Genomic DNA, 23,642 nt, shown 5'->3' on the forward strand with positions numbered 1-23,642 from the left:
AAGTTATGTTGTCTCGAGCGTGCTCGAATGGACTGACCGGCCGCTCACGGAACAGAGTAGGCCAACTCTTTCTCGATTGCAAAGAAAATTTCATTGATCTGGAAAATGGAAAATTCATTCCATTTCGATGGGGGCACGCCTATAATCGGCATCGACCGATCCCGCGCCGCGCGGCGATTCCGCGGCCCGGCGGCCGGACACCGGTCATGGAACACGAATAGGAAAAGAGCCATGCAGGAAGACAGTACCGACGAGTTGCCGAGCGTCGACGAACTGATGCAGCGCGTTGCCGATTCTTACGAGTCGTTGCCGCGGCAGTTGAAGAGCGTCGCCTCGTATCTCGAGCAGCATCGCTCGAGTGTGATGGTGGATCGCACGAGCGACATCGCGGCGAGCTGCGGCGTGCATCCTTCCGCCGTGGTGCGCTTCGCGCAGCGTTTCGGCTTTTCCGGGTTCTCCGATCTGCAGGACGTGTTCAAGCAGGCCTACGCGGGGCAGGGCGCGTCGGGGCAGACCTACAAACAGCGCATCCGCAAGCTGATCGACGACAAGCCCGGACATCTGTCGGGCCAGGCAGTCGCGCGCGAATTCATCGCCGCCTGCCGCGGCGGGCTCGACGAACTCGATGCGACGCTCGATGGCGATGCGTTCGACGCCGCCGTCACGATGCTGGAGCGCGCGGAAAACATCTACGTAGTGGGCGTGCGGCGCTCGTTCGCGGTGGCGAGCTACATCGTCTATGCGCTGCAGCACACTTCCAAGCGCGTGCATCTCGTCTCGGGTTTTGGCGGCATGTATCGGGAGCAGATCCGCAGTATCAAGAAGGGCGACGTCGTGATCGCCATCAGCTTCGAGCCTTACGGACGCGAAACGCAGTATTGCCTGCGCGTCGCTCATCATCAGCAGGCGCAAACGCTCGTCATTACCGACAGCCGCCTGTCGCCGCTCGCGCGCTACGCGAGCGCGCAACTGTTCGTGAAAGAGGGCAGCGCGTTCGCGTTTCGCGCGCTGACGAGCACGATCTGCCTGTGCCAGGCGCTATTCGTCGCGCTGGCCTACAGGCTTGAACTCAAAGTCGAAGAATCTAAGGACATTGGAGGATACGATGACTGACCAGGCACGCGGCGCCATCGACGTCGCGGTATTCGGCGCGGGCCGCATCGGCCGCATTCATGCCGGCAATCTGGCGCGCCAGCCCGGCGTGCGGCTCAAGTACGTGGTGGACGTGAACCGCGAGGCCGCCGCGGCGCTCGCGCGCGAGCACGGCGTCGAGGCGGTCGATGCCGATGCGGCGCTCGAGGACGCCTCGATCGGCGCCACGGTGATCTGTTCGAGCACCGATACGCACGCCGATCTGATCGAGCGCTCGGCTGCGCGCGGCAAGCATGTGTTCTGCGAAAAACCGGTCGATCTCGCGCTTGAGCGGGCGCGGTCGTGCAAGGAGGCCGTGGAGCGCGCGGGCGTGGTTTGCATGATCGGCTTTCAGCGCCGCTTCGATCCGACTTTCGCGGCGGTGAAGGCGCGGCTCGAGAGCGGCGAGATCGGGACGCCGGAAATGCTCGTCGTCACGAGCCGCGATCCCGGTGCGCCGCCGGTGGACTACATCCGCCGTTCGGGTGGCATCTTCAAGGACATGCTGATCCATGACTTCGACATCTTCCGCTGGATTCTCGACGACGAAGCCGAGACGCTGCATGCCACCGGCAGTTGCCTGACCGATCCCGCGATCGCTGAGGCGGGCGATATCGACGCGACGGCGGTAACGATCCGCACGAAGCGAGGGCGGCTTTGCCAGATCAATACGTCGCGCCGCGCAGCCTACGGCTACGACCAGCGGTTCGAGGTGCTCGGCAGCGGCGGTATGTTGCAGGCCGGCAACGTGCGGCCCACCGAGGTCGCGGCGTGGTCGGCCACGGCCATCTCGACCGATCTGCCCGAAGCGTTCTTTCTCGAGCGCTATCGCGCTGCCTATGCCAACGAGATCGCGCACTTCTTCGAGGCCGTCACGCGCGGCACACCTGTGCGCACGACGATTGCCGATGGCGTGAAGGCGCTCGAGTTGGCCGAAGCGGCCACGCGATCATGGCGCGAGGGCCATGCCGTGCGCCTCGGCGGCGCGGCGGATTGAAACTTCCGATAAGGATGGACCGCCGTTCGCCTGGCCGGATCGCCGGCAGGGCGGGTGGCGTCCGGTGCCTGAAACAAGGCAACGGCGACAAAGGAGACGCATGATGACGACAGCAGCGGGCACGCCGGTGAGGATCGGCGTGGCGGGGCTCGGCCGCCTCGGCAAGCGGCATGCGATGAATCTTGCCTACCGGGTGCCGGGGGCGGTGCTGGCGGCGGTATGCAGCCCCGTCGAGGAGGAACGCGCGTGGGCGCGCGATGCGTTGCCGGCACCGCGGCTGTATGCCGATTACGACGCGATGCTCGCGGATGGCGAGCTCGACGCCGTGTGGCTCGTCACGCCTTCGTCGCTGCACGCCGGGCAGATCGTCGCGGCGCTGCGCGCGGGCAAACACGTGTTCTGCGAAAAGCCGCTGTCGCTCGAGTTGGACGAATGCGAACGTGTGCTTGCCGTGGCCCGCGAGCATCCGCGGTTGCAGGCCATCATCGGCTTCATGCGGCGCTTCGATCCGAGCTATCGCGACGCTTACGAGAAAGTCGCCGCCGGCACGATCGGGCGTCCTTTCATGGTGCGCTCGCAAACGACGGACAAGAACGATCCCGAGGGCTTCTTCGTGCGTTTCGCCCCGACTTCGGGCGGAATCTTTCTCGATTGCACCGTCCACGATATCGACGTCGCGCGCTGGTTTTTCGGCAACGCGCGCGCCACGCGGGCCTATGCAACGGGCACGATCGCGCTGCACGAGGGCCTGCGCGCGTGCGGCGACGTGGACAACGGCGTGGGTGTCGTCGAATTCGAAGATGGCCGGCTCGCCGTTTTCTATGCGTCGCGGACGATGGCGCATGGCAACGATACGCACAGCGAAGTAATCGGCACGGCCGGGGCTCTCGCGATCGGACATATTCCGCGCGCGAGCCGGGTGGAGATCTACGACGAGAGCGGGGTGCGCAGCGAATGCACGCCGACGTTCTTCGACCGTTTCGAGGAGGCGTTCCTGCGCGAGGCGCAAGCGTTCGTCGGCGCGGTGCGCGGCGATGCGCGGGCGGACGCCGGCGCGAGTCTGGCCGATGCGCTCGAGGCGACGCGTATCGGGCACGCGCTGCGTCAGGCGCTCGAAAGCGGGCAACCGGTCGCGCTCTAGTGGGGAAGCGGCCCGGCGGGAGCGGCCGCGCCATCGGGGCGCGGTCGTCAGCGCGTGAGTTGTTGCGGGTGCGGTAAAATCGGCCTCGCGTTCGGCATCTGCCCGGCTTGCGGCAGCCTGTCGGTTCGCATCTTCCCAATCAAGGTCGATCACCGATGGAAATTCACAAGGAAGTCGATGCACGCGGGCTCAATTGCCCGCTGCCGATTCTGCGCGCGAAAAAAGCCCTGGCGGACATGCAAAGCGGGCAAATTCTCAAAGTGCTCGCCACCGATCCCGGCTCCCAGCGCGATTTTGCCGCGTTTGCGAAGCAAACCGGCAACGAGATCGTCGAAACCGCTACGCAGGACAAGACGTTCGTTTTTTTGATGCGGCGGCGCTGAAGCGCGGTGCCACCCGCGCGCGCATGCGGATGGCTATCCCGGCATCGATGCGACCTCAACGGCGTGGCAAATCCTGCACGGCGGCGCGCAATTGCTCGGCGCGGCGCTCGTTCAGCTCGGCTTCGCAGGCGAACCGTCTCATATCGAGCGCATTGCCGATCGCTCCGCCGCCCAACGATGCGGCAAAATCGCACTGCGCTTTGCGATACTGAGTAAAGGCTTTCCCCGAAGATTGAAGCTCGTTTCTCGCCAGACGGATGTACTTGCCGTCTTCGTCCCATTTCGAAACCGCATCGAGCGCCTTTTGCTCGGCTTGCTTCAGTTTCTTGTCGCTGTCTGCCGCTCGTTTGGCGAGGCACTCGCGCATGCCGGCCTCGGATTCGCCGCTGCAGGCTTCACGAATGGCATGCTCGTCCTGAAGGGCGGGCGAATCGGCCGCCGTCGCGCCGGGTGCAAGCGTGACGCCCAGCGCCATTGCCATCGCGCACAACGCCGTCCACTTCATTGCGCGCATGCCGTCTCCTTGACTTGCCGAACGAGATTGAGTGCGTACTCGAGCTTTTTGGCGTAATTCGGATCGCCGCCGCCGTTGTACCGTTGGGCGATCGATGCCGTGGAGATCGCACGCCAACTCGTGATTACGCGCGCCGTCGATGCCTTTTGAAACTGAAGGACCTCGCCGGGTTTAAGGACGGCAGCCTTGGGATTCGCTTTTTTCAGCATGTCCACCGTGGTTCCTTGTGCCTTGGCGATTCTGTCGAACGAGTCCCCCGGCTTGACCTTGACTTCATAGACTTTCGTATCCGCGGCCGGGACCGTTTTGTAGTCGAAATTGGCCATGCGCATCAGCAGGTAGCCGATAGCGGCACGGATGTTATGGCCGGGAAGACTCTTGACCGAAGCGACCGTCAATCGCGCTTTCCATGCCGGGGGCAGAATCAGGTCGCCGCCTTCGTTGCCCGTGAGCAGCGACGTCAGGCCCGGATCGCCGGGTACGCCGATCTGCATGGGCTTCGTGTTCCATTCGTCGCGCGCGGCACCTGTTTCGGTCCATGCCATTGCCTTGATGAGCCGCCAATCGAGCGCGACATAGCCGGCGGTGCCGCTCAGATGACTGTTGAATTCCGTCACCGCCGCCCGGATGTCGCAGTCATGCTCGTTCCATTTCGGGTCCCCGACGGCTTTGTCCAGGGTGGCTTTCCATTTCTCGAAGCCGGTTTGTTCCGGTTGAGCGGCCATGATCGGTCCTTTTAATGAAGTCGCACCATCATTCGTTGTTTGACGGTACCCATCTGATGCCGGCGGGTCGCCCCGGTCAAAATATCGAATAAAAACGGATTGCGATGGTACGGCTTTATGGATTCCGTTTCAAGGAAGCGGTTCTGAAACAGAAAAGTCGTTATCGCCGGTTCCTCCGGAAAATCGTAGTGCCACGTATTTTTGGCTTGCATGCGTGGCAAAACGGTTACCCGCAAATCTCGCGAATTGCCTCGGCGCGACTGCGCGCACGCGGTGCCAGGCGCCCAAAAAGGCTCGAACCGATTCCCCATGAAGTGGGCATGTGGCATGCGTTGCGCACGGCGTCCGTCCGGTGCAGGAGCGGCTAATCGAAGCAGGGCTGTCAGCGCATCGGCCGGACCGGCTTGCCGTGCCCGGCGCGCGGCGCATGCGGATGGACAGTGGGGGGAAACATGAAAACGGGAATCGGTGTGGCCGCCGCGGTGCTTGCACTCGCCGCGGCGGGCGCGCACGCGCAGGCCACGCAGGAAGTGTATGGACAATTCGGCACCGAGGGTCTCGGCATCGGCTACGGCCATATGCTGAATTCGCGGCTTGGCGCACGCGCCGAATTCAATGGATTCGCGCTATCGCATGATTTCAATGCCGGCGATCTTCATTACGATGCGACGCTCAACCTTCACCATGGCGGCCTTTACCTCGATTTCTTTCCCGCGCCGGCGACGGTCGGGTTCCGCTTGACGGCCGGTGTGCTGATCGGCGGCGATAACGTGGACGCAACCGCCACCTCCACGTCGGGCACCTATACGATCAACGGCACCACCTATCCCGCGCTTGGCCAGCAGATTCATGCGAAGGCGACTTACCCGACGCTGCGCCCGTACCTCGGGCTCGGTTTCGGCCATACGCCGAACGGCAAGCGGGGATGGGGGCTTTTCTTCGATGCGGGCGTGGCCTACGGGCGGCCCCATCTCGACTTCGATGTGCCGCCGGCCATCGTAGCCGAGGCGGGGGCCGCGAACGTGGCGGCCGAAGAGCAGAAGCTGCGCGACAAGGTCGACCGTTTCCGCTTCTATCCGATCGTGAAACTGGGCGTGACTTATCGATTCTGATTATCGGTGGTGAGAGGCGGGGCCGTTCCGGGGGAAACCCGGACGGCCCGCCGCGCAAGCCGCGCTTGAGCGCGGCCGCACTCAGCTGTCCATGACGGGCTGGCGCGTGCGCAGATACTCGGCGAACTCGTCGGACACCTCCGGGTGGCGCAGCGCGAACTCGACCGTGGCCTTCAGGTAGCCGAGCTTGCTGCCGCAATCGAAACGCGTGCCGTGGTATTTGTACGCGAGCACCTGTTCGTCGTTGAGCAGCGACTGGATGGCGTCGGTCAGCTGGATTTCGCCGCCGGCACCCGGCTTGATCGCACGCAGGTGCTCGAAGATGCGCGGCTTGAGCACATAGCGGCCCACCACGCCCAGGTTCGAAGGCGCCACTTCGGGCGCCGGCTTTTCGACGATGCCGGACATCTTGATGATGGCGTCTTCCCATTCCTTACCGTCGACGATGCCGTACGACTTCGTTTCCTGCGGCGGGATTTCTTCCACGCCGATGACGGAGCTGTGATAGTGGTCGAACACGTCGACCATCTGCTTCATGACGCTGGGCACCGCATAGAGCAGGTCGTCCGCCAGGATCACGGCGAACGGGTTGTCGCCCACGAGCTTCTCGGCGCAAAGCACAGCGTGGCCGAGCCCCAGCGCTTCGGGCTGCCGGACGTAGAAGCAGTCGACATGGCTCGGCTTGATGCCGCGCACGAGCTCGAGCAGGCGCTCCTTGCCGCGCGCCTCGAGCTCCGCTTCGATTTCGTAGGATTTGTCGAAATGGTCCTCGATCGCGCGCTTGCTGCGGCCCGTCACGAAGATCATCTCCGTGATGCCGGCCGACATCGCCTCCTCCACCGCGTATTGAATCAGCGGCTTGTCGACGATCGGCAGCATCTCCTTGGGGCTCGCCTTGGTGGCGGGAAGAAAACGGGTGCCGAGACCGGCGACCGGAAAGACTGCCTTGGTGACTTTTAGCATGGCATTACCCTGGTTATCGATTGGCTTCAGTCGGGGACGACTCGTCCGGCTCGCGTCAGGCGGGCAGACGCGCCAGCTGCGCGCTCAGCTTGGCGACGGTATCGCGGTATTGTGACAGTCTTTTCTGCTCCTGCTCCACGACGACGGCCGGTGCTTTTGCGACAAAAGATTCGTTCCCGAGTTTCGCCGTGCACTTGGCAATCTCCGCTTCCAGCCGAGCAATTTCCTTGCCGAGCCGTTCGCGCTCGGCCGCAACGTCGATTTCCACCTTCAGCACGAGTTTGTCGCCGCCCACGATCGCAATCGGTGCACCCTGTGCCTCATTGTCGAGCGCGCTTTCGTCTGCGAGGATGCGCACCTCCGAGAGCCGGGCGAGGGCTTGCGCATAGCCCGCATAGCTTTCCCACAGCGCCGCGTTGCCGTGCACGAGCAGCGGCACCTTCGTCGCCGGCGAGAGATTCATCTCGCCGCGCAGGTTGCGGCATGCGTCGATCGCGGCCTTCAGGCCGCCAGCCCACTGTTCGGAGGATTCGTCGATCTTGTCCTCGCGGGCACGCGGGTACGGCTGCACCATGATGGACGTCGCACCTTCGGCAATACCTTGCGGGTAGGCGTCGGTGAGCGGCGCGACCTTTTGCCAGAGGGCCTCCGTGATGAACGGGATGATCGGATGCGCGAGGCGCAGCACGGTTTCCAGCACACGCAGCAGCGTGCGGCGCGTGGCGCGCTGCTGCGCCGGCGTGCCCGTGGCGATCTGCACCTTGGCGAGCTCGAGGTACCAATCGCAGTACTCGTCCCAGACGAACTTGTAAATCGCGTTGGCGACGTTGTCGAAGCGGTAGTCGGCAAAGCCTTTTTCGACCTCGGCCTCCACGCGCTGCAACAGCGAGACGATCCAGCGGTCCGCCTGCGAGAATTCGGTGTAGCCCGCGCCGCATCCGCCGGGTGCGCCGTCCTTCGGCTTCGAAAAGCCGCAGTCATGGCCCTCGCAATTCATCAGCACGAAGCGCGTCGCGTTCCAGAGCTTGTTGCAGAAGTTGCGATAGCCTTCGCAGCGCGCGAGATCGAAGTTGACGTTGCGCCCGAGCGTGGCCATCGACGCCATCGTGAAGCGCAGCGCATCGGTACCGAACGAGGGAATGCCCTCCGGAAACTCCTTGCGCGTCTTTTTCTCGATCGTCGTGGCCTGCTTCGGGTTCATGAGCCCCGTTGTGCGTTTCGCCACGAGCGTTTCGAGGTCGATGCCATCGACGATATCGATCGGGTCAAGCGTGTTGCCCTTGCTCTTCGACATCTTCTGGCCTTCGTGATCGCGCACGAGGCCATGCACATAGACGGTCTGAAAGGGCACCTTGCCCGTGAAGTGGGTCGTCATCATGATCATGCGCGCGACCCAGAAGAAGATGATGTCGAAGCCCGTCACGAGCACCGAGGAGGGCAGGAAGCACGCCAGTTCCCTGGTTTCGTTCGGCCAGCCGAGCGACGAAAACGGCACGAGTGCCGACGAGAACCAGGTATCGAGCACGTCGTCGTCGCGCGTGAGCGCGCCCGCGTAGCCGCGCGCCGCGGCCTGCGCGCGTGCGTCTTCCTCGCTGCGGGCGACGAACACCTCGCCGTTCTCGCCATACCATGCGGGGATCTGGTGCCCCCACCACAACTGACGCGAGATGCACCAGTCCTGGATGTTCTCCAGCCACTGGTAGTAGGTGGTCGTCCAGTTTTCAGGCACGAATTCGATCTCGCCCCGGCGCACCACGTCGAGCGCCGTCTCGGCAATCGATTTGCCGGGATTGAACGTACCTTCGGGCGCCGGCTTGCTCATTGCCACGAACCATTGGTCGGTCAACATCGGCTCGATTACGACGCCCGTGCGATCGCCGCGCGGCACCATCAGCTTGTGCGGCTGAACCGATTCGAGCAGCCCCTGGGCCTCGAGGTCGGCCACCACGCGCTTGCGTGCCTCGAAGCGATCGAGCCCGCGATAGGCAGCGGGGGCGTTGTCGTTGATCTTCGCGTCGAGCGTCAGGATTTCTATTTGCGGCAGGCCGTGGCGCTGGCCCACCTGATAGTCGTTGAAATCGTGCGCGGGCGTGACCTTCACCACGCCCGTGCCGAATTCGCGATCGACGTAGTCGTCGGCAATGACCGGAATCTCGCGGTCCGTGAGCGGCAGCTTCACGTGCTTGCCGATGAGGTGCGCATAGCGCTCGTCTTCGGGATGAACCATCACGGCCACGTCGCCGAGCATCGTCTCGGGGCGCGTGGTCGCCACCGTCAGGTGGCCGCCGCCCTCGGCAAGCGGATAGCGGATGTGCCAGAGATGGCCGTTTTCCTCCTCGCTCACGACTTCGAGGTCGGACACGGCCGTGAGCAGCACCGGATCCCAGTTCACGAGGCGCTTGCCGCGGTAGATGAGACCCTGTTCGTAAAGCCGCACGAACACTTCCGAGACGACCTTCGACATCTTCTCGTCCATCGTGAAGTATTCGCGCGACCAGTCGATCGATGCGCCGAGGCGCCGCACCTGTTGCGTGATCGTCGAGCCCGACTGCTGCTTCCACGCCCAGACGCGCTCGACGAAACGCTCGCGCCCGAGGTCGTGCCGCGAGACGCCCTGCTGATCGAGCTGGCGCTCGACGACGATCTGTGTGGCGATGCCCGCGTGGTCGGTGCCCGGCAGCCAGAGCGTGTTCTCGCCGAGCATGCGGTGATAGCGCGTGAGGCCGTCCATGATCGTCTGATTGAACGCATGGCCCATGTGCAGCGTGCCCGTGACGTTCGGCGGCGGCAACTGGATCGAGAAGTTGGGGCGGCCCGGCTCGAACGTGGGCGCGGCGTAGCCGCGTTTTTCCCATTCGGGGCCCCATTGGGCTTCGATCGTCTGGGGCTCGAAACTCTTCGCCAGCGTGGTGTCGCTCATGTTGGAAATCCGCCGAAAGATGCGTGAAAAGATCGTTGCAAACCTTGAATTATAAAGGGTCGACCGTTCGGCCGGCCGCCTGGGCGCGCCGCGCCGACTTATAATGAGCCCCGCGCCATGCGTTTCGCGCGCCCGCCGCCGCTTTTCTCCTTGCCTGAGCCGCTTTGTCCATGCCCGATTTGCTTGCCAATCTGAACCCCGAACAACTCGCGGCCGTCACGCTGCCGAACGAGCCGGCGCTGATCCTGGCCGGTGCTGGCAGCGGCAAGACGCGCGTGCTGATCACGCGCATTGCGTGGCTGATCCAGCAGCAGCTTGCCTCGCCCGCGACGGTGCTGGCCGTCACCTTCACCAACAAGGCCGCGCGCGAGATGATGGCGCGCCTCTCGGCGCTCCTGCCCATCGACACGCGTGGAATGTGGATCGGCACCTTTCACGGCCTGTGCAACCGCATGCTGCGCGCGCATCACCGCGATGCCGGCCTGCCCGCCACGTTCCAGATCCTCGATACGGCCGACCAGCTCTCGGCCATCAAGCGTCTGATGAAGGGCCTGAACGTCGACGACGAAAAATATCCGCCGAAGAACCTGCAGTACTTCATCAACAACGCCAAAGAGCAGGGGCTGCGACCCGATCAGGTCGATGCCACCGACAGCTTCAATCTGAAGTTCGTCGAGCTTTATCGCGCCTACGAGCAGCAGTGTCAGCGCGAAGGCGTCGTCGATTTTCCGGAGTTGCTGCTGCGCTGCTACGAACTGCTCGCGCACAATGCGCCTTTGCGCGCGCATTACCAGGCGCGCTTCCGGCATATCCTCGTCGACGAGTTCCAGGACACGAACAAGCTGCAGTACGCATGGCTGAAGATGCTGGCGGGTCAGTCGAACGCCATTTTCGCGGTGGGTGACGACGATCAATCGATCTACGCGTTTCGCGGCGCGAACGTCGGCAACATGCGCGATTTCGAGCGCGAGTTCGACGTGCGGCACCTGATCAAGCTCGAGCAGAACTACCGTTCGCATGGCCATATCCTCGACGCGGCGAACGAGCTCATCGCCAACAACGCGCGCCGGCTCGGCAAGAATCTGCGCACCGATGCGGGCCACGGCGAGCCCGTGCGCGTGTACGAGGCGGCCACCGATACGCAGGAGGCCGCGTGGATCGTCGAGGAAGTCCGCGCGCTGATGCTCAACGGCCTCGCCCGCAGCGAGATCGCCGTGCTCTACCGCAGCAACGCGCAGTCGCGCACGATCGAGCACACGCTCGTCAATGCGGGCATTCCGTACCGCGTCTATGGCGGGCTGCGCTTTTTCGAGCGCCAGGAAGTCAAGCATGCGCTTGCGTACCTGCGTCTCATCGACAACCCGAACGACGATACGGCCTTTGCCCGCGTCGTGAATTTTCCGACCCGCGGCATCGGGGCGCGCACGATCGAGCAACTGGCCGACGCGGCGCGGCTTTACGGTTGCTCGATGGCCGCGGCGATTCCCTATGTCACCGGCAAGGCGGGCTCGAGCCTCGCGGCGTTCGCGAACCTCGTCGCGAAGATGCGCGCCGAGACCGAGCACATGAGCCTGCCCGAGACGGTCGAGCAGGTCGTGCGCGCAAGCGGTCTTGCCGAGTTCTATCAAGGCGAGCGCGAAGGTCAGGATCGGCTCGAGAACTTGCAGGAACTCGTGAACGCGGCAGCGGCCTTCGTGAGCGAGGAGGGCTACGGGCTCGATACGCCGGCGCGCTCGATTCCGCTGGCGCCGGGCGCGAGCGCGGCGCCCGAGGTGGTTTACGCCGGGCCCGATGCGGCCACGACGGTGCTAGACGCACGCAGCCTCGCCGAGCCGGCGCAGCAGCCCGACACCATGACACCGCTCGCGGGCTTTCTCTCGCACGCCTCGCTCGAGGCCGGCGACAGCCAGGCGCAGGCGGGCCAGGATGCCGTTCAACTGATGACGGTGCATGCGGCGAAGGGCCTCGAATTCACGGCCGTCTTCATCACCGGGCTGGAAGAGGGCCTTTTCCCGCACGAGAACAGCGCGGTGGATCCGGACGGGCTCGAAGAGGAGCGCCGCCTGATGTACGTGGCGATCACGCGCGCGAAAGAGCGGCTCTATCTGTCGTTCGCTCAAAGCCGCATGCTGCACGGCCAGACGCGCTACAACGTGCGATCGCGCTTTTTCGACGAACTGCCGCAGGCGACGCTCAAGTGGCTGACGCCGAAGGCCGAAGCCGGCTCGCGTTGGGGCGGGCGCTCGGACAATGCGGGTTGGGGACGCGACTGGTTCGCGCGCCCCGAGCGCGGCGAGCGCCGTGGCGGCTACACGGGCGAGCAGGCCGCCTCGGCGCCGCTGCCCTCGTTCGCCAACGAGCAGCGCGCGGCCGATACGGGCTTTCGCGTGGGTCAGCAGGTGTTTCACACGAAGTTCGGCGAGGGTGCGATCGTCGCGCTCGAGGGCAGCGGCGCCGACGCGCGCGCGCAGGTGCGATTCAAGCGGCACGGCGAAAAATGGCTCGCGCTGGCTGTGGCGAAACTCCAGGCGGTCGAATGAAGATGCGCGAATTCGATGCCGGCGAGCGCCGGCTGGGTGTGCTCGCGGCGCTGCCGCAGGAACTCGGCGATCTTCTCGATGCCATGCGGGCCGAGGGCGGCGTGCGCACCGTCACGCTGGGCCGGCGCGACTATCACACCGGCACTGTGTACGGCACGCCGTGCGTCGTCACGCTCGCGCGAGTCGGCAAGGTCGCGGCCGCCGCGAGCGCCAGTACGCTGATCCACGCATTCGGCATCGAGGAGATCGTGTTTACGGGCGTCGCGGGCGGGGTCGGCCGCGACGTGCGCGTAGGCGACATCGTCGTGGCCGATGCGTTGATGCAGCACGATCTCGATGCATCGCCGTTCTTTCCGCGCTACGAAGTGCCGCTGCTCGAGCGCGCGCGGTTCCCGGCGGATCCGGTTTTGTCGGAGCGCCTCGCGGCGGCGTGCGAGTGTTTCGTGGCCGACGAAGGCGCGCGGCTTGCCGAGCGTTTCAGCTTGCGCGGGGTGCGCGTCCATCGCGGGCTCATTGCGAGCGGCGACCGCTTCGTTTCGAGCACGGCCGAGGTGGCGGCTTTGAGCGGCGCGGTACCGGATGCGCTGGCGGTCGAGATGGAAGGAGCCGCTATCGCGCAGGTCTGCTACGAGCACGACGTTGCCTGCGCCGTGGTGCGGACGATTTCCGACGCGGCCGACGATCACGCGATGGATTCGTTCTCGTCGTTTCTGACCGATATCGCCAGCACCTATTCGTCGGGGATCCTGCGACGCTTCCTGGAAGCGTTCGCCGTGGCCTGAGCGGCAGGCGGGCCGGCGCAGCGCCGGATCGTCAGATCGTCAGATTGCCTGTGCTGCCCGGCCGGCGAATTCGCCACCGGGAGAAGCGGTAAAGAAAGGCCGCGGCACCGGGCGCGCGGCCTCCACGGCCGATGCCAGGCAGCGTCAGGCCTTCGCGCGCCGGCTTTCGAGGTTGGGCAGGAACACGGTCAGCACGCCGATCAACGGCAGGAACGAGCAAACCTTGTAGACGAAACCGATGCTGGTCGCATCGGCGAGATCGCCGAGCACGGCTGCGCCCACACCGCCCAGGCCGAATGCGAAGCCGAAAAAGAGCCCGGCCACCATGCCTACGTTGCCCGGAATCAGCTCCTGCGCATAGACGATGATCGCGGCGAACGCCGAGGCGAGCACCACGCCGATGATGACGGTGAGCACGCCCGTCCAGAAGAGATTGGCGTAGGGCAGCAGCAGCGTGAACGGCGCAACGCCGAGAATCGAGACCCAGATCACGTACTTGCGGCCGATGCGGTCGCCGACGGGCCCGCCGATGATCGTGCCGGCGGCGACGGCCGCGAGGAACACGAAGAGGTGGATCTGCGCGGCCTGCACGCCCAGGTGAAACTTGTCGATCAGATAGAACGTGAAATAGCTGTTGATGCTCGCGAGATAGAAATACTTCGAAAACACGAGCAGTACCAGTACGCCGATGGCGAAGGCGACGCGCCCTTTCGAGAGTTCGGGATGTCCCGCTCGCGTGGCGCCCTTTTTGCGGACAACCGGGTGGCGACCGTACCAGCGGCCGATGTTCGCGAGCACGACGATGGCGACGAGTGCGGCGGCCGAGAACCAGGCGATGCTGCGTTGGCCGTGCGGAATGACGACGAGCGCGGCAAGCAGCGGCCCGAGCGACGTGCCGGCATTGCCGCCTACCTGGAAGAGCGACTGCGCGAGCCCGTAGCGGCCGCCCGACGCCATGCGCGCGACGCGCGAGGACTCCGGGTGGAATACCGACGAGCCGCAGCCGACGAGCGCTGCGGCTACGAGCAGCAGCGGAAAATTCGGCGCAACCGACATCAGCAGCAACCCGCACAGCGTGAAGCCCATGCCCACCGGCAGCGAGTACGGCTGCGGGCGTTTGTCGGTATAGAGGCCGACGAGCGGCTGCAGCAGCGACGCCGTGATCTGATAGGTGAGCGTGATCAAGCCGATCTGCGCGAACGACAGCGAAAAGCTCGCCTTGAGCATCGGGTAGATGGCCAGTATCAGCGACTGGATCATGTCGTTGAGCAGGTGCGAAAAACTGATCGCACCGAGCACGGAGTACTTCGTTCCCGCCGGCGCGGCTGCGGCAGCGGCCGGCGCGGCGTTTGGCGTGGCAGGGGCGGCGTTCGCCGCGAGAGCGTTCTTCTGCATACGCGATGACATCCCGATAAGTAGACGAAAAAAAGGGCGATAGTGCGCGGACAGCGCCCGCGCGCCAGGCGAGGGCGCCAGCGTGGGGCTATTCGTCGCACCAGTTTAGTGTGTCGTGAACTCGTTGCCATGACATTTTTTGTCGAGAATCGGACATCGACCTTCACGTCTTGGGGACCGGTTCCAGCGAGCAGAGCGGAAAGTAGCGGTCAGCCGAGGCCCGCACGGCCGTCCAAGCTTTTAGCCGCAATGACTTTTTGGTGGGGTATAAACCGGAGCGTGCAATGAAAAATGCGCAGCGGCGCAGGGCCTCGTTAGAGGTGGCGCTCGCTAAAGAAGGCCTTCAAAGATGCCGTTGACCAGCGGACGGAGGCCGGTTTTGCCTTTCACTCCGCCCACGAGGCGGTGAATGATAAGAAGGGGATGTCATGAAGGTAGTTACGCTGGGCAAACGTCCGGGCGCGGGGTTCGTGCCGGACGGCGCGGGGACCGGCGGGCGGGCGCGCAGGGGCGCGGCGAAGGCCAGGTTCGACCGGCTTTCGGTGAAGGCCACGTTGAGGCTGGCGTTTGCCGTGCTGCTCGGCGGCACGCTGGCGATCGGCGTCTTCGCGCTCTCGCAGATCGGCCGCTTGAACGACGCCTCGAAGTCGATCTACGACCAGGGGCACGTTGCCAGCCGGGCCGCCGAAGAGGTGCGCGGCAACGTCTTGCGTGCGAGCCGCGCGCAGAAGATGCTGTTGACCGCCACGACGGCCAAGGAGCGCGACGAACTCGGCGCCGATATCGACAAGGGGCTCTCCGCCATCAACGGCAAGCTCGACACCCTGAGGCAATACACCGATCCGTCGGACGCTGCCGCGCTCGATCAGCAAAAGAAGCTCGCGGCGGCCGTGACTGCCTGGGCTGGCCATCTGCGCGACTTCGTCACGCTCATGAAGGCGCAGTCGCTCGACTTGTCGCAAATGAACTGGCAAGTCGGCATGCAGGACGTCTCCCTGCTCGTGGAAACGGGCAAACTCGAAAAGCTCGTCGACGAACTGGTTGCCCGCTGCGGCACGCAGGCGAAGGCGACGATGACGTCCGCCGACTTCATCTTCAAATCGTCGTTCGTGATGATGGCCGCAATGACGGCCGCGCTCGCGGGTGTGGCCATGATCGTCAGCGAGTGGGTCGTGCGCCGCCTCGCACGCCAGCTCGGCGGCGAGCCGGGCTATGCCAAGGACATCGCGAGCAAGATTGCGTCGGGGGATTTGTCCAGCCGCATTGCGCTCGGCAAGAAAGACGGGGCGAGCCTTCTTTACGCGCTTTCGGAAATGCAGTCGGGACTCGCGTCGACGGTCGGTGAGATCGCCGCCAGCTCCGAGGCAATCGCGTCGGCCGCCGGCGAGATTTCGATGGGCAACCTCGATCTGTCGCAACGCACGGAGCAGCAGGCCGTCTCGCTCGAGCGCACGGCCTCGAGCATGGAGGAACTGACCTCGACGGTGCGCCAGAATGCCGACAACGCGCGGCAGGCCAGTACGCTCGCCAACAACGCTTCCGACATTGCTTCGACCTGCGGCTCGGTGGTTTCGCGCGTCGTCACGACGATGGGCGAGATCAACGACAGTGCGAAGAACATCGGCGACATCATCGGCGTGATCGACGGCATCGCGTTCCAGACCAACATCCTCGCGCTCAATGCGGCCGTGGAAGCCGCGCGGGCCGGGGAGCAGGGGCGCGGCTTCGCGGTGGTGGCGGGCGAGGTCCGTTCGCTCGCGCAGCGCAGCGCGGCGGCGGCCAAGGAGATCAAGACGCTCATCAACACGTCGCTCGAGCGTGTCGCCAACGGCTCGAGCCTGGCCGAAGATGCCGGCCGCACGATGGACGAAGTCGTGAAGGCGGTGCGGCGCGTGACCGACATCATGGGCGAGATCTCCGCTGCCTCGAGCGAGCAGAGCGCCGGCATCGAGGAAATCAACCTCGCCGTGACGCAGATGGATGCCGGGACGCAGCAAAATGCGGCGCTGGTCGAACAGGCCACGGCCGCCGCCCGCTCGCTCGACGATCAGGCCAAGGCGCTCAAGCGTCTCGTCGGGCAGTTCAGGCTGCGCGCCTAGCGCCTGCTGGCCTGGCCTCTGGCGCGGACGAGCGGCGCGGAGGCCCCGTGGGCAGGGGCCGACGCACGGCGCCCGGCGCCCGGGAGGCGGCTTCAGGCGCCCGTGTGCGCGCCGGCAGCCGGGGTGACGACGACCGTGCAGGTGATGCCGGCCGCGAGCACCACGCCGGGCGGTACTTCGTCGATATGGATGCGCACCGGTACGCGCTGCGCGAGACGAACCCAGTTGAAGGTCGGGTTCACGTCGGCTACGAGCTGGCGGCTTTGCGGGTTGTCGCGATCGTAGATGCCGCGTGAAATGCTCTCGACGTGCCCCCTCAGCGTACCGCCGCTCATCAGCCGGATGTCGGCTTTGTCGCCCACTTTCAGGCGCGGCAGTTTCGTTTCCTCGAAATAGCCATAGACCCAGAACGAACCGCTGTCGACGATGGCGAGCTTCGGCGTACCGGCCGTCGCATAGTCGCCGCGATAGACGGCGAGATTGGTGACGTAGCCGTCCACGGGCGAGACGACGGTGGTGCGCGCGAGATCGAGCTTCGCCGCGTCGAGCGCGGCCAGGGCCTGCCGATAGAGCGCCTCGGCGCTTGCCGCCGATTGCAGCGCATTTTCGCGGCTTTCCTTCGATACGACGAGGCTGTCCATGTCCGCGCGGCGCAGCGCGTCGGCGCGGCGCATCTGCCACTCGGCCCGGCGCGCGGCAACTGCCGCCTGCGCCTGCTCGACCGCCACCTGATAGTGGGACGGGTCGATGCGCATCAGCACCTGGCCTTTCTTGACGAACTGGTTGTCCGCAACGGGCAGCGCGACGACGGCGCCCGAGATGTCGGGCGCGATGTTGACGATTTCGGCGCGCACGCGGCCGTCGCGCGTCCACGGCTCGTCCATGTAGTGAATCCATAAGGCGCGGCCGATCGCGAGCGCGGCGACGAAGGCGAGCGCCGTCGCGAGAAAGCCTATGAATTTTCTGAACGTCATGATTCGGCTCGATCGGTGAGAGGAAAGGGTTCGTTCAACGGTAGACCGCGAGGCCCAGCGCACCGCAAATGCCCACGAGCAGGCTCGCGCGAAAGAGCGACGGATGCCAGACGAAGCGGTAAAAGCCGGTAGCGGCGACGAGCCGATCGACGGCCCAGGCGATTACCGCGCCGACGATGCCCAGCACGACGATGGCCGGCACGTAGGCGCCGAAAATGGCGAGATCACGAGGCATGGGGAGCTCCGTCGGGTGGCGATGCGCCGCCGCGGCCCGCGCGCGCGCCCGGGGCAAAGGCGGCAAGCGGCGATTGCGGGTCGATCAGGGCGGTCCGCATGAAATGGAGGTGGCTCAGGATGCGTTGCAACCGGTGCCGCTCGTCGCGCGGCGGCGCGAAGGCCGCCAGGGCCTGCTGAGTGGCGGCGATCGCATCGACGTTCGCCGCAAGTGCCGCATCCAGGCGGGCGGCATCGGGCCGCGCGAAGAGCGCCGCGAGCTGGGATTGCGCTTTGGCGATGCTGCGCCGCCATGGCATCGTCGGCCCGTAGCGGGCATCGGCAGGCAGTTCGGCGAGCTCGCGGCGCAGATCGATCGCAGCGTGCCCGGACTCGAGCACCGCGACGAGCCAGGCGAGCGCGCCGCGGCGCGCATCGGGCGCCTGCTCGGCGATTGCGTAAGCCTGAAAGGCGACGTCGCGCGCGCGACTTTCGAACCGCGAGCGCACGCGCGCAAGCGGAGCGCTGCAGGCGAGGACGACCTGCCGCCGCAGATCGGCGACGAGGCGTTCGATGAGCCAGGGCGTCGATGGCGGCACGAGCACGGCGAACGCGAACGCGCACACGACCATCGACAGGACCAGCGCGAGGGCGCTATCGGCGAAGCCCGATGGGTCGTAGCGCATGACGTTGTCGGGGCCTGCAAGCACGCAAAAGAAGATGCAGTAGCCGGCACCGATACCGGCGAGCTTCGGGCGCGTGGTGAGGAACACGCCGAACGCGAGCGGCGCGGCGAGCACGGGACACAGCAGCGGCAGGCCGTCGATGTTCGGATAGGCGTGAAACACGACGACGAAGCCGGCGAGCGTTGCCAGCACGGTGCCGATCGTCATCTGCACGGCCATGCGCGTCGGCCGCGGCGATGACGACGCAAGCGCGCAGACGGCTGCCGCGTTGAGAACGAGCGTAGCGCCGTCCGGCCAGGCGGTGGCGATCCAGAAGGCGCTCAGCGCGGCCATCACGATGGCGCCGCGCACGCCCGCGATCAACGTCGCGACGGCGTTCGTTTTTGGCTCGTAGCGTTCCGGCGAGCGCTCGCGTTCGTGCGTGGCTGTCGCAAGCGAGGCATAGGTGAGCGCATAGGCGTGCATGTCGTCGACGAAGCGGTAGAGCAGCTCGGATGCCGTATCGAAATCGAGCAGCGCGCAATCGGGGTGCTCGGCGAGGCTCGCGCGCGTGGCCCGGACGCGGCGTGGCAACGCGGTCTTGAAAGCCTCGAGCCCGGCTGCGGAGCGGGCGGCGTCGGCTGCTCCGAGCACCGGCTCCCCGGGCGTATAGAGCAGCGGCGCGAGCTCGGTGAAGTACGGCTCGATCGCTGCAACAGTCGCATCGGCGCCGGCTTGGCGCAATCGGTTCATGAGCTGGTGCAGCGCATGAAAGCGGGTGGAGGCGGTCATGAATTCGTTGTTGAGCCGCGCGAGGCGCCCGCTGCGGTTGCGCGCGTCGTGCCCCTCGAAGACGGCGATGCTGCGCATTGCCTCGAAGCCGACGATCTCGGCGAGAAAGCGCGCGTTCGTGCGCTCGATCTGATCGCGAGCGACGCGCCCGCCGAGCGCGGCGGCGACGTATTCGACGAATCGCGAGAAGCGAGCGCGCACCGTGCTGCGCATCTGCGCGCTCGCGTGCTCCGGCAGCACGAGCGCGCTGACGAACCCTGCGCAAAGCACGCCGAGCGTGACCTCCGCTGCGCGCGTGAGTGCCGCGAGAAATGCACCGTCGGGCTGCTGCGCGGCCGGAATGCCGATCAGCGCGGCCGTATAGCCGGCGAGCAGAAAACCATACGAGCGAAAATTGCGGTTGCGGGCGGCACCGGCCGTGCAGATGCCGGTCCACAGCGCGAGCGCGGCAAGAAAGAGCGTGGGCTGCTGCGAGAACAGCGCGACGAGCGCGAGCGTCGCCGCGAGGCCGACGAGGGTGCCGCCGATCCGGTAGAAGCTCTTGGCAAACACCGCGCCGCTTTGCGGCTGCATGACGATGAATACGGTCGTCATCGCGGTGCGCGGCTGCGGCAAGTCCAGCCGCAGGGCGATCGCCAGTGCGATGAAAGCGGCCAGCAGCGCCTTGAGGACGTACGCGATCGTGCGGCCCTCGGCTTGCCACCACCCAGCCAGTGCGGTGCGCGTATCGGCGAAGAGCGAAGGCGATGGCGACGATGAAGGGCTTGTGCGCTCGGACATGATCAGGGGCTCCCGGGCGCGTCAGTGCGCGCCGGCCGCGCTCGCATGCCGGTCGGCCGGCGCGAGGCTCGCCGCCCGCGGTCCGTCGGTTGGCGCAGCCAGGCCGCCGCCGAGTGCCCCCATCAGCGAGGCATAGGCGGCAAGCCGCGCCGCACGGATTTCGGCCACGCGCTCCTTGGCGCCGAGCCAGCGCGTCTCTTCGACGATCACGTTGACGTAGTCGGTCAGCCCGCGCCGGTAGCCGCGGTCCGCCAACTGAAAGCTGCGCTCGGCGGCGGCGGCCGAGCGATCGGCGTCGCGTGCCTGTGCGCCGAGCGAGCGCAGGCGGACGACGGCATCGGCAATATCCTTGTATGCACCGACCACCGTTTGGTCATAGCGGGCGACAGCTTCGTCGTACCCCGCCGCCGCGACGCCCAGGCGCTCGCGCAGCGCGCCGCCCTCGAAGATCGGCAGCGACAGCGCGGGGCCGGCGGTCCAGCCGCCATTCGCCGCGTGCAGGAACTGAAAAAGCGGCCCGCTCGCCGCGAAGCCGCCGAGCGATGCGATCAGATCGACGTTCGGATAGAAGGCGGCATGCGCGACATCGATGCCGCGGGCCTGGGCGGCCACGGCCCAGCGTGCTGCCACGACGTCGGGCCGGTGACCGATGAGGTCGGCCGGCAGGGTCGAGGGCAGCGCGGCCTGCGGCGCGGCCAGCCCAAGCCGGGGGCGATCGAGCGAATCGAAGGCGCCGGGCCCCTTGCCGGCGAGCGCGGCAAGCCGGTTGCGAGCGAGCGCGATCGCCTCGCGCAGCGATTCGAGCCGCCGTTCGTATTCGGGAAGCGGCGCCTCGGCCTGACTCAGTTCCAACTGCGTGCCGATGCCGCCCGCGAGCCGGCGCCGCGCGAGCGCCGCAAGCTGCCGCTGCCGGGCGAGCAGCTCGGTTGCGACGTCGAGCAGCGCGAACTGCTGCGAGAAGTCCACATAGGCACGCACGACGTTCGCTTCGAGTTCGAGCTGGGCGGCGCGCGCATCGGCCGAGCGCTGATGCGCGACATCGAGCGCGCGCTCGGTTTCGTTTTTCTCGCGACCCCAGAAATCGAGGTGATAGGAAAGGCGCAGGGCGGCCGTGTTGTTCCAGGTGTTGGCGTTGGCGAACGGGCCCGGTCCGTAGTATTCGTTGTCGGGCCAGTGCTGGCGCGTGAGCGACAGGTTGCCCTCGATCCGGGGTTGTTCGGCGGCGGCGCTTACGCCAGCCAGGGCGTTCGCCGCGCGCACGCGCGCCGCGGCGGCGGCGAGCGTCGGGCTGCCAGCCGTGGCCGAGGTCACGAGTGCATCGAGTTGCGGATCCCCGAATGCGTGCCACCAGTCGGCAGCCGGCCAGCCCGCGCTTGCGTCCGCGGCGCGGATGGCGTTGCCGAGATCGTAGGACGCCGGATCCGCCATCTCCGCCTGCGGCCGAATGCCGCCGGGGTTCGCGCAGGCGGCGATTATCATCGGCAACGCAAGAACCGCGAGCAATCTGCGTCGGATTCGGTTCGATTGCTGCACGATTTTCTCCCGGTTGCGTCATGATGAAGTCGAATCCATTATATTTTTCGCGGAATTATCGAATAACCCGTAACGGTGTAATGGATTTTTACCGAATTTGAGATAATGGCTGTTGCGATTCATGCAACAATCGTTGTGCATCGTGGAACAGGGAAGGGTATGGACACGCTCCAGAACATGCGCGTATTCATGCGCGTCGTCGAATCGGGGAGCTTCACCGCGGCGGCGCAGCACTTGAATACGACGACGGCCTATGCTTCGCGCGCCGTTTCCGATCTCGAGGCTCATCTGCATACGCGCTTGCTGAACCGCACGACGCGGCGCATTGCGCTCACCGAGGCGGGCGAGCGGTATTTACAGCGCTGCGAGCAGATTCTTGCCTACGTGGAGGAAGCCGAAGCCGAAGCGAGCGACGCGCACGCCCGCCCCTCCGGCAAGCTGCGCATGCATGCGATGGCGAGCTTCGGCGGGCACTACGTGGTGCCCGCGATCGGCCGCTATCGGCAGCGCTATCCCGAGGTGTCCGTCGATCTGACGCTCGCTCAGCGAATTCCGGACCTGCTCGACGAGGGGTACGACGTCTCCGTCGTGCTCGGCTATCACCTGCCGGATTCGGGGCTCGTCTCGCAGCGCCTCGGCAGCCTGTTCAGCATCGTCTGCGCGTCGCCGGCCTATCTCGAAAAGCATGGCGTGCCGAAAACGCCGTCCGATCTGACCCAGCACATCTGCCTGCGCATGGTCACGCCGGGTTCGACGTTCGACAAATGGAGCTTCGATGGGCCGCACGGCATCGAGACGTTCGCGCTGCCGGGCTCGCCGTTCCAGGTGAACGGTGCGGAGGCGATGGCGATCGCCGTGCGCGAGGGAATGGGCATCGCCGTGCTGCCGACGTATACGGCGATGCGCTGGCTTCGAAACGGCGACCTCGTTTGGGTCATGCCGGAATACACGTCTCAGCCGATGAATATCTACGCGCTTTATTCGTCGCGCGAGTATCTCGACGCGAAGATTCGCACGTGGGTCGATTTCCTGCGGGAAGAGGTGCCGCAGACGCTCGCGGCCGAGCAAGCCGCGCTGCGGCAATTCGTACGGACATGACCATACCCGCCCCGCTCATGGCGGCGGGGCGTGGGCGGCACGCGCACCCTGCCGGCGAGGCGCCGGCTCAATGCCGCGTGCGGCGCCAATCGAGCATGTGGTGCGTGGCGAGCCAGTGGTGGATGATCCCCTCGCCATGCTCGCGCTTGTAGGAGCGCGACTCGAAGATGGTCAGGCCCAGCAGCACGAGCAAGCCCACTGCAAGTCCGACCAGGCCGGCGATCGATTCAGCGTCCATGGAAGCCTCCGTTGCGTGATGGCGGCAACGAATACATATTAGGACACTCTGCGACGGCCGGCGATATCGGGATGCGATGGTCTCGTCGTTGCGCCACTGCGTTCGCGGCACCGTGGCTCCGGCAGCGGCGCCAGGGCCGCCGCCGAGCATCAGTGCGTGGTGGCCGGCCCGGGGCTTTGCCGCTCCTGCACGCATACCCACGGCGAGACGACGACCGCCCACAGTTCGGGCTCGCGTGCCGCGAAGTCGGCTGCCGTCTCGGCCTGCATCCGTTCGACGAGGCCGGCCGACAGCCACTGCGCCACACGCGGGGTGTCGTCGGCCGCGATCGCTTCGGCCACGCTGACGAGGTCGATGTCGCGCGCGACGCGCAGCAGCATGCCGCGCGCGAAAAAGCGTTCGAGCTCGGCCCAGCCGATCTTGGCGGTCTCGCCAAGCAGTTTCAGGTAGAGGGGGCTCTGATTGCCGTCGCCGGCAGCGGTGTAGTCGGAAGTCATGATGTGGTGCGCTCGTACAAGCGGGCGTCACTATACCCGAAACGCCTGGCGTGTCTGTCGACGCGCCCGCTCGCCGGCGTCGGCAAGGAGGGGCGGCGGCCCCTGTGTGCCTCGGTATCGAGCATGGCAAGTACCCGCTCGACGCCCGTG

Annotated in this window: 20 protein-coding genes; 9 read left to right on the forward strand and 11 right to left on the reverse strand. The window is 65.8% G+C overall.

What is annotated here, in order from left to right; translation table 11 throughout:
• Positions 1–231 precede the first annotated feature (231 nt).
• From U0034_RS17220 to U0034_RS17235, 4 genes are all read left to right on the forward strand, one after another.
• Positions 232–1,113, forward strand: coding sequence for a MurR/RpiR family transcriptional regulator (locus U0034_RS17220; protein WP_085227097.1), 882 nt, complete (start codon positions 232–234; stop codon positions 1,111–1,113).
• A complete protein-coding gene (iolG, locus tag U0034_RS17225; protein ID WP_085227099.1) occupies positions 1,106–2,128 on the forward strand; it encodes an inositol 2-dehydrogenase in 1,023 nt (340 codons plus the stop codon). The genes U0034_RS17220 and iolG overlap by 8 nt, the downstream gene beginning before the upstream one ends.
• 100 nt (positions 2,129–2,228) lie before the next feature.
• Entirely contained in the window at positions 2,229–3,269 is a 1,041-nt protein-coding gene (locus U0034_RS17230) for a Gfo/Idh/MocA family oxidoreductase (protein ID WP_085227101.1), read from the forward strand.
• A 155-nt stretch (positions 3,270–3,424) separates the two neighbouring features.
• Positions 3,425–3,652, forward strand: coding sequence for a sulfurtransferase TusA family protein (locus U0034_RS17235; RefSeq protein WP_085227103.1), 228 nt, complete (start codon positions 3,425–3,427; stop codon positions 3,650–3,652).
• Positions 3,653–3,707: 55 nt separating this feature from the next.
• Here the strand turns inward: U0034_RS17235 and U0034_RS17240 are convergent, their stop codons facing one another.
• Together U0034_RS17240 and U0034_RS17245 are read right to left on the reverse strand one after the other, a co-directional pair.
• On the reverse strand, positions 3,708–4,166 hold the full coding sequence (locus U0034_RS17240; protein WP_085227105.1) for a lysozyme inhibitor LprI family protein: 459 nt from the start codon (positions 4,164–4,166) through the stop codon (positions 3,708–3,710).
• A complete protein-coding gene (locus U0034_RS17245; RefSeq protein WP_085227107.1) occupies positions 4,154–4,891 on the reverse strand; it encodes a LysM peptidoglycan-binding domain-containing protein in 738 nt (245 codons plus the stop codon). The genes U0034_RS17240 and U0034_RS17245 overlap by 13 nt, the downstream gene beginning before the upstream one ends.
• 452 nt (positions 4,892–5,343) lie before the next feature.
• On the opposite strand from U0034_RS17245, the gene U0034_RS17250 reads away from it, so the two are divergent.
• The gene (locus U0034_RS17250) at positions 5,344–6,003 is read left to right on the forward strand and encodes a hypothetical protein (RefSeq protein ID WP_085227111.1); all 660 of its coding nucleotides are present in this window, start codon (positions 5,344–5,346) and stop codon (positions 6,001–6,003) included.
• Between the two features lie 81 nt (positions 6,004–6,084).
• On the opposite strand, the gene galU is transcribed toward U0034_RS17250, so the two are convergent.
• Entirely contained in the window at positions 6,085–6,966 is an 882-nt protein-coding gene (gene galU / locus U0034_RS17255; RefSeq protein ID WP_085227113.1) for a UTP--glucose-1-phosphate uridylyltransferase GalU, read from the reverse strand.
• Positions 6,967–7,021: 55 nt separating this feature from the next.
• Positions 7,022–9,886, reverse strand: a complete 2,865-nt coding sequence (locus U0034_RS17260) for a valine--tRNA ligase (RefSeq protein ID WP_085227115.1) — start codon at positions 9,884–9,886, stop codon at positions 7,022–7,024.
• Between the two features lie 170 nt (positions 9,887–10,056).
• Here U0034_RS17260 and U0034_RS17265 point away from each other — a divergent pair, with 170 nt between their 5' ends.
• Positions 10,057–12,426, forward strand: coding sequence for a UvrD-helicase domain-containing protein (locus U0034_RS17265; RefSeq protein ID WP_085227117.1), 2,370 nt, complete (start codon positions 10,057–10,059; stop codon positions 12,424–12,426).
• On the forward strand, positions 12,423–13,208 hold the full coding sequence (locus tag U0034_RS17270; RefSeq protein WP_233211789.1) for a 5'-methylthioadenosine/adenosylhomocysteine nucleosidase: 786 nt from the start codon (positions 12,423–12,425) through the stop codon (positions 13,206–13,208). The genes U0034_RS17265 and U0034_RS17270 overlap by 4 nt, the downstream gene beginning before the upstream one ends.
• A gap of 144 nt (positions 13,209–13,352) precedes the next feature.
• On the opposite strand, the gene U0034_RS17275 is transcribed toward U0034_RS17270, so the two are convergent.
• Entirely contained in the window at positions 13,353–14,603 is a 1,251-nt protein-coding gene (locus U0034_RS17275; protein ID WP_170151681.1) for an MFS transporter, read from the reverse strand.
• Between the two features lie 428 nt (positions 14,604–15,031).
• Here U0034_RS17275 and U0034_RS17280 point away from each other — a divergent pair, with 428 nt between their 5' ends.
• The gene (locus U0034_RS17280; protein ID WP_085227123.1) at positions 15,032–16,702 is read left to right on the forward strand and encodes a methyl-accepting chemotaxis protein; all 1,671 of its coding nucleotides are present in this window, start codon (positions 15,032–15,034) and stop codon (positions 16,700–16,702) included.
• Positions 16,703–16,794: 92 nt separating this feature from the next.
• On the opposite strand, the gene U0034_RS17285 is transcribed toward U0034_RS17280, so the two are convergent.
• Genes U0034_RS17285 through U0034_RS17300 form a run of 4 tightly spaced genes read right to left on the reverse strand, consistent with a single transcriptional unit; the run spans position 16,795 to position 21,605 of the window.
• Complete coding sequence (locus U0034_RS17285) at positions 16,795–17,676, reverse strand: efflux RND transporter periplasmic adaptor subunit (protein WP_085227125.1); 882 nt, start codon at positions 17,674–17,676, stop codon at positions 16,795–16,797.
• Positions 17,677–17,710: 34 nt separating this feature from the next.
• Positions 17,711–17,911 (reverse strand): DUF1656 domain-containing protein, encoded by a 201-nt coding sequence (locus U0034_RS17290; protein WP_085227127.1) that lies wholly within the window; start codon positions 17,909–17,911, stop codon positions 17,711–17,713.
• Positions 17,901–20,126 (reverse strand): FUSC family protein, encoded by a 2,226-nt coding sequence (locus U0034_RS17295; protein WP_085227130.1) that lies wholly within the window; start codon positions 20,124–20,126, stop codon positions 17,901–17,903. The genes U0034_RS17290 and U0034_RS17295 overlap by 11 nt, the downstream gene beginning before the upstream one ends.
• 21 nt (positions 20,127–20,147) lie before the next feature.
• Complete coding sequence (locus tag U0034_RS17300) at positions 20,148–21,605, reverse strand: efflux transporter outer membrane subunit (protein WP_085227267.1); 1,458 nt, start codon at positions 21,603–21,605, stop codon at positions 20,148–20,150.
• A 213-nt stretch (positions 21,606–21,818) separates the two neighbouring features.
• Between U0034_RS17300 and U0034_RS17305 the strand changes: the two genes are divergently transcribed.
• The gene (locus tag U0034_RS17305; protein ID WP_085227132.1) at positions 21,819–22,757 is read left to right on the forward strand and encodes a LysR family transcriptional regulator; all 939 of its coding nucleotides are present in this window, start codon (positions 21,819–21,821) and stop codon (positions 22,755–22,757) included.
• 67 nt (positions 22,758–22,824) lie between these two features.
• Here the strand turns inward: U0034_RS17305 and U0034_RS17310 are convergent, their stop codons facing one another.
• A complete protein-coding gene (locus tag U0034_RS17310; protein WP_170151682.1) occupies positions 22,825–22,995 on the reverse strand; it encodes a hypothetical protein in 171 nt (56 codons plus the stop codon).
• Positions 22,996–23,144: 149 nt separating this feature from the next.
• A complete protein-coding gene (locus tag U0034_RS17315; RefSeq protein ID WP_085227134.1) occupies positions 23,145–23,492 on the reverse strand; it encodes a DUF2288 domain-containing protein in 348 nt (115 codons plus the stop codon).
• Between the last annotated feature and the right edge of the window lie 150 nt (positions 23,493–23,642).

It is taken from the genome of Trinickia caryophylli, assembly GCF_034424545.1.
GTDB classification, from domain to species: Bacteria; Pseudomonadota; Gammaproteobacteria; order Burkholderiales; family Burkholderiaceae; genus Trinickia; species Trinickia caryophylli.